The 14420-nt window shown below is 64.9% G+C and carries 15 protein-coding genes; 12 read left to right on the top strand and 3 right to left on the bottom strand.

What is annotated here, in order from left to right; translation table 11 throughout:
* Positions 1-125 precede the first annotated feature (125 nt).
* From CKW39_RS06495 to CKW39_RS06480, 4 genes are all read left to right on the top strand, one after another.
* Positions 126-974 carry an ABC transporter ATP-binding protein gene (locus CKW39_RS06495; protein ID WP_095797340.1) on the top strand — a complete coding sequence of 283 codons (849 nt, stop codon included), beginning with the start codon at positions 126-128 and terminating at the stop codon, positions 972-974.
* Positions 956-2689, top strand: coding sequence for a hypothetical protein (locus CKW39_RS06490; RefSeq protein WP_254049313.1), 1734 nt, complete (start codon positions 956-958; stop codon positions 2687-2689). Before CKW39_RS06495 ends, CKW39_RS06490 begins: the two co-directional genes overlap by 19 nt.
* A gap of 180 nt (positions 2690-2869) precedes the next feature.
* Positions 2870-3217 carry a DUF3039 domain-containing protein gene (locus CKW39_RS06485; RefSeq protein ID WP_371514613.1) on the top strand — a complete coding sequence of 116 codons (348 nt, stop codon included), beginning with the start codon at positions 2870-2872 and terminating at the stop codon, positions 3215-3217.
* A gap of 164 nt (positions 3218-3381) precedes the next feature.
* On the top strand, positions 3382-5187 hold the full coding sequence (locus CKW39_RS06480; RefSeq protein ID WP_095797339.1) for a DEAD/DEAH box helicase: 1806 nt from the start codon (positions 3382-3384) through the stop codon (positions 5185-5187).
* Positions 5188-5317: 130 nt separating this feature from the next.
* On the opposite strand, the gene CKW39_RS06475 is transcribed toward CKW39_RS06480, so the two are convergent.
* A complete protein-coding gene (locus CKW39_RS06475) occupies positions 5318-5935 on the bottom strand; it encodes an isochorismatase family protein (protein WP_095797338.1) in 618 nt (205 codons plus the stop codon).
* 14 nt (positions 5936-5949) lie between these two features.
* Positions 5950-7290, bottom strand: a complete 1341-nt coding sequence (locus CKW39_RS06470) for a nicotinate phosphoribosyltransferase (RefSeq protein ID WP_095797337.1) — start codon at positions 7288-7290, stop codon at positions 5950-5952.
* A gap of 113 nt (positions 7291-7403) precedes the next feature.
* Between CKW39_RS06470 and clpS the strand changes: the two genes are divergently transcribed.
* The 8 genes from clpS (at position 7404) to CKW39_RS06430 (ending at position 13289) form a co-directional block, all read left to right on the top strand.
* Entirely contained in the window at positions 7404-7706 is a 303-nt protein-coding gene (gene clpS, locus CKW39_RS06465) for an ATP-dependent Clp protease adapter ClpS (RefSeq protein ID WP_095797336.1), read from the top strand.
* On the top strand, positions 7706-8257 hold the full coding sequence (locus CKW39_RS06460; protein ID WP_095797335.1) for a DUF2017 domain-containing protein: 552 nt from the start codon (positions 7706-7708) through the stop codon (positions 8255-8257). The genes clpS and CKW39_RS06460 overlap by 1 nt, the downstream gene beginning before the upstream one ends.
* A 225-nt stretch (positions 8258-8482) precedes the next feature.
* Positions 8483-9376 (top strand): glutamate racemase, encoded by an 894-nt coding sequence (gene murI / locus CKW39_RS06455; RefSeq protein WP_095797334.1) that lies wholly within the window; start codon positions 8483-8485, stop codon positions 9374-9376.
* A 28-nt stretch (positions 9377-9404) separates the two neighbouring features.
* Positions 9405-10244: an MBL fold metallo-hydrolase gene (locus CKW39_RS06450; protein ID WP_095797333.1), complete on the top strand. Its 840-nt coding sequence runs from the start codon at positions 9405-9407 to the stop codon at positions 10242-10244.
* A gap of 9 nt (positions 10245-10253) precedes the next feature.
* Positions 10254-11087, top strand: coding sequence for a ribonuclease PH (gene rph, locus CKW39_RS06445; RefSeq protein WP_305778357.1), 834 nt, complete (start codon positions 10254-10256; stop codon positions 11085-11087).
* Positions 11077-11760 carry an RdgB/HAM1 family non-canonical purine NTP pyrophosphatase gene (rdgB, locus tag CKW39_RS06440; protein WP_095797331.1) on the top strand — a complete coding sequence of 228 codons (684 nt, stop codon included), beginning with the start codon at positions 11077-11079 and terminating at the stop codon, positions 11758-11760. Before rph ends, rdgB begins: the two co-directional genes overlap by 11 nt.
* Before the next feature lie 3 nt (positions 11761-11763).
* Positions 11764-12624 carry a phosphotransferase family protein gene (locus tag CKW39_RS06435; RefSeq protein ID WP_095797330.1) on the top strand — a complete coding sequence of 287 codons (861 nt, stop codon included), beginning with the start codon at positions 11764-11766 and terminating at the stop codon, positions 12622-12624.
* Between the two features lie 83 nt (positions 12625-12707).
* Positions 12708-13289: a 3'-5' exonuclease gene (locus CKW39_RS06430; protein ID WP_095797329.1), complete on the top strand. Its 582-nt coding sequence runs from the start codon at positions 12708-12710 to the stop codon at positions 13287-13289.
* A gap of 51 nt (positions 13290-13340) precedes the next feature.
* Here CKW39_RS06430 and CKW39_RS06425 read toward each other — a convergent pair whose 3' ends face one another.
* Positions 13341-14381, bottom strand: coding sequence for an ADP-ribosylglycohydrolase family protein (locus CKW39_RS06425; protein ID WP_095797328.1), 1041 nt, complete (start codon positions 14379-14381; stop codon positions 13341-13343).
* Between the last annotated feature and the right edge of the window lie 39 nt (positions 14382-14420).

The raw sequence follows: 14420 nt of genomic DNA, 5'->3' as shown, positions 1-14420 counted from the left end.
TTTCGAAAAGATGTACGGGAGCGCGACCCGGGTGGGCTTCTGTCACGCCACGGGATGACACGGCAGGCCTCGAAATCACACCGGCGGGGGATGTGTGTCACACGAGTGGTTCATAGGCTGGAGGCATGAGCATCCACGCGCACAGTTCCAGGCCCGCGGAGCAACCTCCGCAACCACTCGCACCGAACCCAGCACTTCTGATCCAAGACCTGACCAAGGTGTACGGCCACCCCGGCCCCGGGGCGCGGCCGGCTGCGGATCGGGTCAATCTCCACGTTCCTCGTGGTTCGTTCTACGGGCTCGTAGGACGTAACGGCGCGGGTAAGACCACCACACTGTCCATGGGCACCGGCCTCTTGCGGCCCACCGCAGGCAAGGTCTGGGTGGGAGGCGGCAGCCAGGACCAACCCGTAGATGTCTGGGCGGACTCCGTCGCCGCCAAGCGGCGCATGGGTGTGCTGCCGGACGGAACCCACTTGTTTGACCGACTGACCGGTCGCCAGCTCGTGACCTACTCGGGCCTGCTGCGTGGTATGGATCGCGAACTGGTCAAGGATCGCACGGAGGATCTCATCCGCGCGATGGATCTTCAGGACGCCGCGGGCAAGCAGGTCCAGGACTACTCGGCCGGTATGACCAAGAAGATCGCGCTCGCGGCGGCCATGATTCACGCACCGGCATTGCTCGTGCTGGACGAACCCTTCGAATCGGTGGACCCGGTCTCCGCCGCCAATATCCGTGCCATCCTGCATCAGTACACCCAGGCCGGCGGCACCGTGGTGGTATCGAGTCACGTGATGGACCTGGTCCAGCGCATGTGTGATCACGTGGCGGTCATGGACAACGGTCGGGTCCTCGCGCAGGGCACGGTCGATGAAGTACGCGGTGAGATGTCCCTCGAGGATCGCTTCGTCGATCTCGTGGGCGGCCGCACGGACGCGGGGGAGGGCCTGTCATGGCTTCGACCCGAGTGAATTCACCAGAAACCACCGAGAACTCCGGCGCTCCCTGGGCGGACCCGTCCTCGCAGGGCACGGTTGATGTAGCCCCCGAGTCACTGCGACCCACCGGCCCCTCCGGTCCGTCGACGCACGCGCGTTCCATTGGTCCGCTCACCGAGGGCCTGCGCCTGGCAGCGCTGAAATGGCACCTGCTGATCAACACCCTCACGCGCAGCACATGGATCCTGGTCGGCACCATTCTGGGCGCCCTGTACATGCTGTTCATCGTGGGATCATTCGGCTCTGGACTGTTCATGGTGGCCAACGAGTCGCCGGAAGTGATCCGCACCGTGGCCGTCTTCTTCGGCACGGTGTTGCTCCTGGGATGGTGGATCATCCCTGTTGTGAGTTCCAAGGCGGATTCCAGCCTGGATCCGTCGCGACTGGCGCTGTTCCCGCTGCGTATTTCCGGGATCCAGATCGGACAGATCCTGGGGGCCGTGATCGGTATCCCGGGTATTGCAACGCTCCTGATCACGGCGGCGTGGATTACCTCGTGGCGGGCATCGGGTCTTGCCCTGGCCGTCGCTCTTCCGTGCGCACTACTGGGGTTGTTGTTGGCGTTCACCGGGTCCCGGGCCGTCACCGCCCTGTCCGCAAACTTCAACAAGCAGCGCCGCGCCGGTGAAATCATCTCGATCGTCCTGCTGGGCCTCGTGGTGTTGTTGGGTCCGTTGTTCGCGCTGATCGGTCGCGGTATCGACCAGGTGTGGGAACAGCTCCCGACCTGGGCAGGGTACCTCGCCTGGACGCCCTTGGGTGCCGCGTGGGCCATTCCCGCCGACGTCGCTGACGGCCAGTGGGTCACGGCGCTCGCACGATTGGCCATCTCCTTGGCCACGCTCGTGCTGCTCGCTGTCGTCTGGCGGGTTGCTCTGCGCCGCGCGCTGTCGGATGCCACCGGCGACGCCGCCCGGTCCGGTTCCAAGTCGGTGTCCGGGGTGGGCCTGTTCGGCCGACTGCCCGCCACTGGATGGGGCGCCGTGATGGCTCGTTGCCTGACCTACTGGTTCAAGGACCCCCGATACTCGGCCACGTTGTTGATCCTTCCGGCCATGGCCGCGGCCTTCTGGTTCATCAGCGGGGATGGAACCGGACCCATCTGGGCACTGGCGTGTTTCGTCGCGCTGCTCATGGCGTACTCGATTTCCGCGGATGTGGGCTATGACAACACCGCCTTCACATTGCATCTCCTGGCACCGGTCAAGGGAAGCGACGATCGCCTGGGCAGGGCGCTGGCCATGTTCTGCATCGCCGTGCCGTTCCTAATCGCGATGCTGGCGCTGACCATGATCCGCACGGGCGGCTGGGCCTACCTACCCGGCATGATCGGCATTTGTGCCGCCCTGCTGTTGGCCGGCGCCGGGGTGGTGTCGGTCATGTCCGCCCGGTACACGTACCCCGTGCCACCCCCGGGTGCTTCCCCGATGAAGACCCCGCAGGGTTACACGTTGCTCAACGTGATCATTCAGTTTGTCATCCTGGCAGCCGTGGCGCTCATGGCGCTTCCCCCGGTGATCCTGGTGATCGTCCAGGTGGTGTCCGGCGAGGCCATGTGGGGCTGGCTCGCGTTGGCCGTGGGCATCGTGGAAGGCCTGGGGATCTTCTGGCTGGGCATCGTGCTCGGCGGCAAGTGGCTGGACCGCCGCGGTCCGGAGCTGCTGCAGGAGGTGGCGCAGTACCGGTAGCGAGGCTGATGGTCGGATTGCTCACACCGGCCCTTTCGCACCGTGCTTCCGTAACCTGCCTCCAAGGCGCCGTTCCCTAACGGTCGCCGGGCAAACAGCACCCGCAACGCCTCAGCGTCCAGAGTTCTTTCAGAGCCTGGGCGCTGAGTCGTGTCCGGACCCGGGGGTAGACTGTCGGCCATGGAGAACACCGCAGCATCGATGAGCACTGGCACCACCGTTGAGCACCGCTCCACGGTGACCAACGGCCTGTTCGGCCGCAAGCCGGACACCGTGGGAGGCACCTCCACCATTGAGCGCGAGGACACGCGTCAGCTGCAGGAACCCGGCGATCACGAACGGTTCTCCCACTACGTGCGCAAAGAAAAGATCATGGAATCTGCGCTGTCCGGTGAACCCGTGATCGCCCTGTGCGGCAAGGTGTGGTTGCCCGGTCGCGATCCCCAGAAGTTCCCCGTCTGCCCCGCGTGCAAGGAGATTTATCAGGGTCTCCGCCCGGGCAAGGACGACTCGGACAACAACAACTAAGCACCAAGAGCACTCAGCATTAATCACAGAATTCGTCGCGCGGGCCCATCGGTCGCGTGACCGGCGGCGCCCGCGCTCGCGGGCGCCTTGCGCTGTGCGGGACCACGCGGCGTCGTCGCGCCCGGAGAACCGCGCGGTACGTACGCGGAGAGGACGAGCACTACGTGTCTGAAGGCGATCAACTAGACCTGTTCGGAGCGGCGGCGGACCTGCCGCCGGCGTACCCGGATCGCGCGGCGTGGGGTACGGCGCCCAAGCTGCGTGCGTGGCAGGCGGAGGCCATCCGACGCTACGAGGAAGCCCAGCCGCGAGATTTCATGGCGGTTGCAACGCCGGGAGCCGGTAAGACGACCTTCGCGTTGACGGTGGCCAAGAAACTCCACGATTCGGGCAAGATCCAGCGCATCACCGTGGTCACCCCCACCGAGCACCTCAAGCGCCAGTGGGCCGACGCCGCCGCGCGCGTGGGACTCGCACTGGACCCCAATTTCAAGAACGCGGACGGCAGCCACGGCTCCGCCTACATGGGGGCCGCCGTGACCTACGCGCAGGTGGCCAACAAACCCCTGTTGCATCGGGCGCGCACCGAGGCCGGGCGCACCCTGGTGATCATGGACGAGATTCACCACGCCGGCGACGCCCTGTCCTGGGGCGACGGTCTGCGCGAAGCGTTCGAACCCGCCGCGCGTCGTCTGGCGCTGACCGGTACCCCGTTCCGTTCCGACACCTCGCCCATCCCGTTCGTGACCTATGCGGAGGACCGGGAAGGAATCCGCCGTTCCACCGCTGATTACACCTACGGCTACGGGGACGCGCTCAAGGACCACGTGGTGCGCCCGGTGATTTTCATGGCGTACTCGGGGCAAATGCGCTGGCGCACCTCCGCCGGTGAGGAAATGGCCGCCCAGCTGGGGGAGGGGTTCACCAAGGACATCACCTCGCAGGCGTGGCGCACAGCGCTGGATCCCAACGGACACTGGATCCCGTCCGTCCTGCAGGCCGCGGATCAACGGTTGACCCAGGTCCGCCGCACGGTACCGGATGCCGGTGGGCTGGTGATCGCGACCGACCATGAGGACGCCAAGGCGTACGCCGAGCAGCTCACCCTCATCACCGGCCGGCGGCCCACCGTGGTGCTCTCCGACGACAAGACCGCGTCGAACAAGATCGACGAGTTCTCGGAATCGGAAGAGCGGTGGATGGTGGCCGTGCGCATGGTGTCCGAGGGCGTGGACGTCCCTCGGTTGGCGGTGGGCGTGTACGCGACGTCGACCTCCACCCCGCTGTTCTTCGCGCAGGCCGTTGGCCGTTTCGTGCGCGCGCGAAAACGCGGCGAGACGGCGTCCGTGTTCCTGCCCTCCGTCCCAGCTCTCATGGGGCTCGCCAACTCCATGGAGGAGGAGCGCGACCACGCGCTCGACAAACCCAAGAACATGCCCGGCGTGGTTGATTTCGATCAACCCATGGAGAGCGGCTGGGACGACGACCTGCTGGAGGAAGCCAACCGCGAGGAGAAAGCGTCGAGCTCCTTGGCCCAAGGCAACTTCGAGGCCCTGGATTCCGATGCTTCGTTCCACGGCGTACTCTTCGACGGCGGCGCGTTCGGTGGCGGCGTGGCCGTGGGCTCCGAGGAGGAGGCCGATTTCCTGGGCATCCCGGGACTGCTCGACGCCGAGCAGGTCTCCACTTTGCTGCGCGAACGGCAGACCCGCCATGCCCAGCGGCGCTCCGGCGACGCACCGGCGGAACCGCCCGCGCCCGCGGTGCCGGATCACCGTCGACTGAAAGAACTGCGATCCCAACTGTCCAAGAACGTGTCCGCGTGGTCCGCGCGCACCGGAACTCCGCACGGCATCATCCACAATCAATTGCGTGAGAAGTGCGGTGGCCCGGCGGTCGCTCAGGCGAGCGAGGATCAAATCACAGCACGGTTAGCCCTGCTGCAACGGTGGTTCATCGGACGGAAGTAATTGTCCCGGTGTCCCTCTCGGGCACCGAACGGACCGACCACGACAATGGCTCCGAACCTGATGGTTCGGAGCCATTGTCCTGTGGTCACCGGGGGCCTAATGCTTCAGGCTCAGTGCGGGTCAGGGCACCTCAGTCGAGGTGCTCGACCACCGCGACACCGGCGTCCGCGAGTTCCGCGGTGGCGCCCTCGCCGGACTCCTTGGCCACGGGAGCGGTCAGCGGGAGCAACACCCGGGTCTCGTAGCCGGCGTCCACGGCGTCCTTCGCTGTGGCCTGCACGCAGTAGTCGAGGGCGAGCCCCACGACGTCCACGGCTTCGATGTCGTGCTCCTGAAGCCAGTCGTCCAGGCTGATCCGTTCCTCATCGGCGTCCTCGGGGTCCTCACCCATGGGGACGTCCACGTCCGGTGCGGACAGGCCTTCGAAACCGGAGTAGGCGGCGTCGTAGGCACCCTTGCGGAAGAATTCCGTGACGTAGTCGGTGTCGAAGTTCGAGTGGGTCTCGGCTCCTTCGGTCTCGGCCACGCAGTGCACCGGCCAGCTGGACACGAAGTCCGGGTCGTCACTGAAATGAGATCCCGGATCGATGTGCCAGTCCTGCGTCGCGGCGACCACCTGGTAATCGGTGTGGTGGTCCTCCAGGAATTCCGAGATCTGTGCGGCGACCGCGGCGCCGCCGGTCACGGCCAGGCTGCCGCCCTCACAGAAGTCGTTCTGAACGTCAACGATGATGAGTGCTGTGCGCACGGGTGCCTCCTTGATCAGTGTGCGGTTCCGGGTTCGATGACCGTGGGGATCACAGGTTCACCCTCGGACAATCGGCGGGCGGCGCGGGGAAGTTCGGCCATGGATTGTGCGTGGCGCTCGCGGGCACGTTCCACGGCCTGGGCACCCACGTAGCCGTCGCGTAGTTCACCGCCGGTCACGTAGTCGACCAGCAGCTCGCGGTCGTCGCCGTCATCGGTGGGTTCGTGGGAAATCCCCACGATTTCCCGGGTGGCCACGCCCGCATCATTACGACGGCGCAGCGCAAACTTCTCGCCGCCCACCGAGGCCTTACCCGACGACGCCTTGGCCACGGGTTCCATGGTTCCCGAGGTTCCCTCACGAGCCACGAGCTTGTAGACCATGGACGACGTGGGGGCACCGGAGCCTGTGACCAGGCGCGTTCCCACGCCGTAGGAATCCACGGGGGCCGCACGCAACGCGGCGATCGCGTATTCATCCAGGTCACTCGTCACGGTGATCTTGGTGTTCGTGTTACCGAGCATGTCCAACAGGGAACGCACTGCGGAGGCCTGGGTGACCAGATCTCCGGAATCCAGGCGCACGCCACCCAGATCCGGGCCGGCAATGTCCACCGCCAGCCTCACGGCGTTCTCCACGTCATAGGTGTCCACGAGCAGGGTGGTGCCGATACCCAGCGCATCGATCTGTGCGCGGAAGGCTTGTTCTTCCGTGTCGTGCAACAGCGTGAACGAGTGGGCCGCAGTGCCCACGGTCTTCACTCCGTAGCGATAACCGGCTTCCAGATTGGAGGTCGAGGCGAACCCTGCAATGACGGCCGCGCGAGCTGCTGCCACGGCGGCTTCTTCGTGCGCACGGCGGGATCCCATTTCGATGCACGGACGATCACCGGCCGCACCGATCATGCGGGATGCTGCGGACGCCACGGCGGAATCGAAATTGAGCACGGAGAGAATGTAGGTCTCGAGAACACAGGCCTCTGCAAAGGAGGATTCGACCGTCAGCAGCGGTGAATGAGGGAAGTACACCTCACCCTCCGCGTAACCGCGGATCTGACCGGTGAAGCGGAAATTCTCGAGGTACTCGATGGTCTTCTGATCCACCACGTTGGTGTCCCGCAAGAACCGCAACTGATCCTCGGAGAAACGGAACTTCTCGAGCCCTTCCAACACTCGACCCACCCCGGCGAACACACCGTAACGGCGGCCATTGGGAAGGCGGCGGGCAAACACCTCGAACACGCTGCGTCGCGAGGCCGTACCCGCTCGCAATGCGGCCTGGAGCATGGTGAGCTCGTAGTGGTCCGTCATGAGGGAGGTCGGACTGGGTTCCCATGGGTAGCTGCGCTCATTCACGCTCCCAGCCTAATGGGATCGGCTCACTGCGCACATCCGCGGCTGACGGATACGATGGGCACACCATGATTTTCACTCCCTTATATGAGCGTGCCCGGTGCGCGCCCGTCCTCATGAGTGCGGCTCCCGCCGAGACTCCGGTACTGACGGAAAACCCCGAGACTCACACGATGCTCAACGTTCCGTGGAATGTGGTGGTGTGGGACGACCCCGTCAATCTCATGAGCTACGTGGTGTACGTGTTCCGCTCCTACTTCGGTTATTCGGATGGGAAGGCACGCAAGCTCATGCTCGAGGTCCATCACAACGGGCGCTCGATCGTGGCGTCCGGAACACTCGAGGAAGCAGAGACCCACGTGAGTGCCCTGCACGGATACGGCCTGTGGGCCACGTACGAACGGGCGGATCACAACTGATGGCACACGGATTCAAGAAGACCCGCAAGGGCATCGTCGGGCGTTTCGAGGCACCGGAAGTGCAATTGCTCCAGAAGCTCTTCTCGGACGTGGCTGAAACCCTTCAACCTGAGGCCCGACCCGACGAGGATCCACTGGCCGCCATGGTCGGCATTGATCAAGACGTCAGCGAACCCACCGACCCGGCCCTGAAAAGGTTGCTGCCGGCGGCGTCGTCGGACCCCGAACAAGCCGAAGAGTTCCGCCGACTCACCGACCGGTCACTACGCGAAGCGAAGATCGGGGCCCTGAAGGCGTCGTCGTTGGCGCTGGAATCGGACCCCGTGACCCTGACCGTGGAACAGGCTCAGGATTTCGCGCGCTCGCTCAACGACATCCGGCTGGTGTTGGCTTCCCGCTTGGGCATCACGACCTCGGAGGACGCCGAGCGGATCGGCGAGCAGGTCGATTTCGGGGAAGTGGAGGACATCCACGACTACATGGCGGTCGTCTACAACTTTGTGTCCTGGCTGCAGGAGTCGCTCATGAATGCGTTGCTCAAGACGCTCTGACGGCACCCGGATGAACTCCGCGACACTGTGAGATGTCTCGCATGTGTTGCATTGTGCGACGTCACGAACCGTAGTTTCCGTTACCTTGGACGGGCACATTGTGCCGATTTTCTCAGTTTCTCGCGGTACTGGTGCTGGATCCGGTGACGACTGTGTCGCGGAGTGTGTCCACCTGTCGGCGGCTCGGATAGGGAAAATCGGCGCGGACCATTACTGTCTTTCGATATGCAGGATGAGCACGTGAACACTTCAGGCCCCAATCCGAACTCGCCCATTGGCGTGTTCGATTCCGGCGTGGGTGGACTGACCGTTGCTCGTTCGATCATCGACCAGTTGCCGCACGAGGAAATCCTGTATGTGGGGGACACCGCGCACGGGCCGTACGGTCCACTGCCCATTGCTCGGGTTCGTTCCTTGGCCATGGACATCATGGACGACCTGGTCGATTCCGGCGTCAAGCTCCTGGTGATTGCGTGTAACACCGCCTCCGCCGCGGTGCTGCGCGATGCCCGCGAGCGATACACCCGGGCCTACAACATTCCCGTGGTCGAGGTGATCCAGCCGGCCGTTCGGCGCGCAGTAGCGACCACCCGCAACGGGAAAATCGGTGTCATCGGCACGGAAGCCACCGTGGGATCTCGTGCTTACGACGACACGTTCGCCGCAGCGCCTCACCTGAAGGTCACCTCCGTGGCATGCCCCGAATTCGTCGACTACGTCGAGCGCGGGGTGACCACGGGGCCCGAGCTGCTACGCGCTGCGCAGGGCTACCTGGAACCCCTCAAGGAAGCCGGCGTGGACACGCTGGTTCTTGGGTGCACCCACTATCCGCTCCTGACCGCGGTGATCTCCTACGTCATGGGTGACAGCGTGAATTTGGTGTCCTCCGCTGAGGAAACGGCGCGCGATGTTTACCGTGCGCTGATGGACAACGACCTGGAACGCGACGTCAACCTCACCCCGCACCACGAGTTCCTGGCCACGGGTGATCCCGAAAGCTTTGAAGTCCTTGCCCGCCGGTTCCTCGGACCCGAGGTGCTGCGCGTCCGTCATACGTCCTCGGTGGCCGAACAGTACCCAACGGGTTCTTTGGCCATGATCCATCCGGCTCAGCGTTGAGTCGGTACCACGAAAGGCATCCCCAGTCATGATGTTGACCGTCATTGGGAACACCGGCAGCTTCCCGGGTCCCAACTCTCCTGCGTCGTGCTATTTGTTGACGGGCGAGGATCACGAGGGCCGTACCTGGCGCGTGATTCTGGATATGGGTAATGGCTCCTTGGGCGTATTGCAGCGCCAGATCGCGCTGGAAGACATCGACGCCGTGATGATCACTCACCTTCACCCCGATCACTGCGTGGATCTGGCGGGCCTGCACGTGGCGGTCAAGTGGGACCCTCGTGGCTGGAACTCCGGACGCGTTCCGCTCTACGGGCCGTCAGGATTGCACGACTATCTCAATCGGTCGCATGCAATGCCCGACGGCCACAGCATGGACACGGAGTTCGTGTTCAACGTGTGGCAGGAACGTCAGGCGGTCACCGTGGGCCCGTTCACGGTCACCCCGTTCCAAGTTGAGCACCCGTGCCCCGAGCCCTACGCGCTGCGCGTGGAATTCGACGGGCCCATGGGGTCTTCGGTTTTGACCTATTCCGGTGACACCGATGCGTGCGACGGGTTGGTGGATGCCGCACGTGACGCGGACCTGTTCCTGTGTGAAGCCGCCTACGAGGAGGGCCGTGAGGACCACCTCCGAGGGATCCACCTCACGGGTTACCGCGCGGGTCAGGCGGCAGCCCAGGCCCAAGTGCATCAGCTGCTGCTGACTCATTTGCCGGTGTGGAATTCACCCACCAGGACTCGCCAGGAAGGGATTGCCGCGTTCAGCGGACCGGTCGGTATTGCGGAACCGGGGTACACCTACAAGGTGGTTCCGGCGAATGTCACCATTTCGGGCGCGTTGGCAAGGCCTTCAACAGCGGACTAGGCTGGCGATATGACTTCGCCTACCGATCCGTCACAAGAAAATTCCACACTGGTCGGAGAGCGATCCACCCCTGATACGGCCGTGGCCGATTCGGCTGCCGCGAACGTCGTGCGTTCCGACGGTCGCGCCGTGGACGAGCTGCGGCCCATCACCATCACTCGTGGCTGGTCCGATCAGGCCGAAGGCTCGGCCCTCATCGAATTCGGCGGCACCCGCGTGCTGTGCACCGCGTCCCTGACCGAAGGCGTTCCGCGCTGGCTCAAGGGCGAAGGTCGCGGCTGGGTCACGGCCGAGTACGCCATGTTGCCGCGCGCCACCTCTACTCGTTCGGCCCGCGAGTCCGTCAAGGGCAAGATCGGTGGCCGCACCCACGAGATCTCTCGACTGATCGGCCGCGCGCTGCGTTCCATCATCGACCTCAAGGCCCTCGGCGAGAACACCGTGGTTCTGGACTGCGACGTGCTCCAAGCAGACGGCGGAACCCGTACTGCCGCGATCACCGGAGCATACGTAGCTCTGGCCGAAGCGATTTCTTGGGCCCACGCCAACGGCGTGATCAAGCCCAACGTCAAGCCCCTGGTGGACACCGTCTCCGCGGTCTCCGTGGGCATTATCGACGGCGTTCCCATGTTGGACCTGCCCTACGTTGAGGACGTCCGAGCGGAGACCGACATGAACGTGGTGGTCACCGGCTCCGGAGACTTCGTCGAGGTGCAGGGAACTGCGGAGGGCGCGCCCTTCAATCGACAAGAATTGGACGTCCTGCTGGACCTGGCGGTCGCGGGATGTGCGCAGCTGGCCACCATTCAGCAGGAAACGCTGGAGGCGGGCCGTGGACACTGACCCGGAACCGGCCAGGATAGTCCTGGCCTCCAAGAACCAGGGCAAGGTTCGCGAGCTCCAAGCCATGGTCGCCGCGGCCGTGCCTGATCTCGACGCCGCCACGGCAGTGGTCGACGCGCGCGCTGCTGGGCTGAGCGACGTCGTCGAGGACGGCGTGAGTTTCGCCGAAAACGCGCTGCTCAAGGCACGCGCCGCCGCCCGCGAATCGGGACTTGTTGCGCTCGCGGACGATTCCGGGCTGGCCGTGGACGTCATGGGAGGTGCCCCGGGAATCTTCTCGGCGCGTTGGTCCGGCCGCCACGGTGATGACACGGCCAACCTGAATTTGCTCCTGGCACAACTGGGAGATGTTCCCGATGACCACCGAAGCGCACAGTTCGTGTGCGCCGCCGCCGTGGTGACCCCCGGCGGAGCGGAACACGTGGTGTTGGGAGAATTCCCCGGGATGATCCTTCGGGAACCGGTGGGTGAGCACGGGTTCGGTTACGACCCGATCTTCGCCCCGGACGGTTATGACGGTTTGAGCTGCGCCCAACTGAGCCCGGAGGAGAAGAACCGGGTCAGTCATCGTGCGCGGGCCATGAACGCTGTGCTGCCGCACCTCGTGGCGGCACTGGAAGAACAGGACGATCCGGCCGGGGATGATCCACCGCGGCCGGGCTCGGGGGACTGAGTCATGAGATTCGCATGCGGACATCTTCCGTTCGCCGACGCCGTTGACGCGGTGCTGGCCGAAGCGGGAGTCAGCGTGGGCCGTGCCGATTGGGAGGTGCACGCGGGAGGTTCCGCGCACATCGTGGTGAATGCGGGGCACGTGATGAGCGTGCGCATTGCCAAGAACCCTACGTCGGGAGAGAACGTGCGACGTCGCGTGCGAGCGTTGTCGTTGTTGCCCGACTTCGATTTCGCGGTGCCTCAGCCGTTGACGCGGGTGCTCAATGTCGGGCGGTACACGGCCGTGGGCATGACCTGGTTGCCGGGGACCACTCGCGATCCCGGCCCGGTGTCGCCGAGTATTCTGGGCAGCGTGCTGGACCAATTACGTTCGGCAGAGGTCTCGGAGGCGGCGCCGTGGTTGGACCGTCCTGGGCAGCACTGGGGTGGTCATCGCCGTCGCCATGTGTTGCTCGACCAGGTGATCCCGCGTTTGATTCCGAGCAATCGTCCGCGCGCGTTGGAAGCCATCCAGGACTTGGTGGATCTGGAAACGGTGGAACCGAAACTCGTTCACGGCGACCTCATGGGTAACAACATGCTCTGGGAGGACGACCGGCTGGTGGGAGTCATCGACTGGGATCACGCGTGCGTGTCCGATCCCGCGTACGACACCGCGTCGCTGGGGTTGTGGTTCGGGTGGGACAGTGTTCGTCACGCTACGACACCGGAGGACTTCGAGCGTGCGCAGCTGCATTCGAGGATCTTCCCGCTGCAGGCGGTCGCCTACGCGATCCACCATGAACTGGACATCGCGCAGATCAACCAGGCGGTGGAAAAGGCTGACGACTGGTACGAAGCACACGCATCGGTCCACGCCTGAGCCAACACCACCCAGCAAGGTCACAGTGGCGGCAATGACCAGTCCGTGGCCAGCGTGTCTGAGGCGAGCAGTAGCCTGTCACCGTGCCCGTCAGTTTCACAGCCATAGATTTCGAAACAGCCAACCGTAGCTTCGCATCCGCCTGCGCCGTGGGCGTAGTTCGCGTGGCGGACGGCCAGGTCGCTGATACCCAGTACTCGCTTTTGCGTCCGCCGCCGGGCCACGATCATTTTGAGCCGGGGAATATCAGGGTCCACGGTATTCGGCCAACGGACGTGGTGGGCGCACCGTCGTACGGCCAGTACTGGCGATGGCTCGTGGACCGGCTCGAGACGGACGATCCGGACGGGATTCTGGTGGCCCACAATGCGGTTTTCGACACCGGCGTGATCCGGGCCGCCAATCAAGCGGTGGGCGAACCAGCACGTCCGTGGCGCTATGCGTGCAGTTTGCGCCTGTCCCGTGCGGCCTACCAGTTGAGATCGTACTCACTCCCGGCCGTGTCGCACGCCGTGGGAGTCCCGCTGGAGAATCACCACAACGCTCTGGCCGACGCCCAGGCGTGCGCGGGCATCGTGATGGACCTGGCTCGTCGTAGCGCCGCCGAGTCCATGGAGGAACTCGCGGCTCACTACGGCACCAAAATCCTCAGCGCCCAGCTCTAGACCACCGGTTCGCAGCGACCGATTAATGGCTCGGGGCCGCGACGCGGTGCGTCACGGGCACCAGCGATCGCACCACTGGCGTGCCAGTACGTCGAGTTCTGTGACCACGGCCCCGTCGTCGGTCGGAACGCTCGTGGTTCCCCAGCGGGCCGCGATCACCGCGGCTGCCACGGAACGCGCAGCTTCTGACGTGGCCGGATGCCCGTTGATCAGGTCGAGCGCGCGCGCCACGGTGCCTTGCGGGTCCTGGTTGCCGGCGTCATCGACCTGGGCAACTTTTGCAGCGGCCAACCCGAGTGCCAACGCCGACGACGCCGCGGTGCCGTCCGTCACCGCACGCGACAACGCGCCGTCGGCGGATCCGAGTTCCGCGCGATCCGTGACCTTCGAGACCATCCGCAGCAGTGCGTTGGTCTTCGGTGCGGGGCGAGTCATGCCGGCGCAGACCTCGATCACGGCCGCGAGGATGTGGGAGACATCCGCGTTCGTCTCGCGGGCCCTGACACTCGCGTGGATCGAGAGCGCGGTGGCGACCGCGGCCGTCTGTGCCTCGGGGTCGCCGTGAGTGATGGCCGCGGCATCGACCACGAGTGGAACGAGTGCCTTCCAACCGAGATTGGGGACCAAACCGTAGGGGATGCTGCGCGTTAGGACTTCGGGGCTGTTCGTCGTCGGGTCGATAGGGCGGACCACTTCACCGAACTCTCCGGTGGCCAGGACGGTGAAGCTGTCACCGTGGGGAGTTCCGGGGCTGGCGAGCAAAGGAAAATCACTCTCGAAGTCACGGGCCGGAGGTACCGGGGAGCTTGCCGGAGGCCGGGCACCGGCGGCCCGTGCCCACCGAAGATAGGAAAGCCACGCGCAGGCCGTGGGATCGGCGGAGAGACCGTCATTGGCCCATTCGGCCACTTCATTGAGGGCGTCGGCGGTTCGCGCGGCCAACTGGGCAAGCTCACCGGGTTCATCAGCGGCCGAGAGGGACGCGACGGCCAGACTCCGGAACACCGCAGTCACCGAGTCGCGGTAGGTGTCATGGGCCGGGGCAATGCCGCGGTCGGGGGAGAGCAGCTGCGAGGAAGTGGAGTCGGGCATGCCACCGAGTCTATGTGAGTCATGCGCGCCCTATGCGTG

Source organism: Kocuria sp. WRN011 (genome assembly GCF_002295155.1).
Lineage (GTDB): Bacteria > Actinomycetota > Actinomycetes > Actinomycetales > Micrococcaceae > Kocuria > Kocuria carniphila.
This window is presented reverse-complemented; position numbering and strand designations above follow the sequence as displayed.

Coding starts and splice junctions, on each gene's coding strand:
- CKW39_RS06495 (WP_095797340.1), top strand. CDS start 126: ATGAGCATCCACGCGCACAGTTCCAGGCCCGCGGAGCAACCTCCGCAA.
- CKW39_RS06490 (WP_254049313.1), top strand. CDS start 956: ATGGCTTCGACCCGAGTGAATTCACCAGAAACCACCGAGAACTCCGGC.
- CKW39_RS06485 (WP_371514613.1), top strand. CDS start 2,870: ATGGAGAACACCGCAGCATCGATGAGCACTGGCACCACCGTTGAGCAC.
- clpS (WP_095797336.1), top strand. CDS start 7,404: ATGAGTGCGGCTCCCGCCGAGACTCCGGTACTGACGGAAAACCCCGAG.
- CKW39_RS06460 (WP_095797335.1), top strand. CDS start 7,706: ATGGCACACGGATTCAAGAAGACCCGCAAGGGCATCGTCGGGCGTTTC.
- murI (WP_095797334.1), top strand. CDS start 8,483: ATGCAGGATGAGCACGTGAACACTTCAGGCCCCAATCCGAACTCGCCC.
- CKW39_RS06450 (WP_095797333.1), top strand. CDS start 9,405: ATGATGTTGACCGTCATTGGGAACACCGGCAGCTTCCCGGGTCCCAAC.
- rph (WP_305778357.1), top strand. CDS start 10,254: ATGACTTCGCCTACCGATCCGTCACAAGAAAATTCCACACTGGTCGGA.
- CKW39_RS06435 (WP_095797330.1), top strand. CDS start 11,764: ATGAGATTCGCATGCGGACATCTTCCGTTCGCCGACGCCGTTGACGCG.
- CKW39_RS06425 (WP_095797328.1), bottom strand. CDS start 14,381: ATGCCCGACTCCACTTCCTCGCAGCTGCTCTCCCCCGACCGCGGCATT.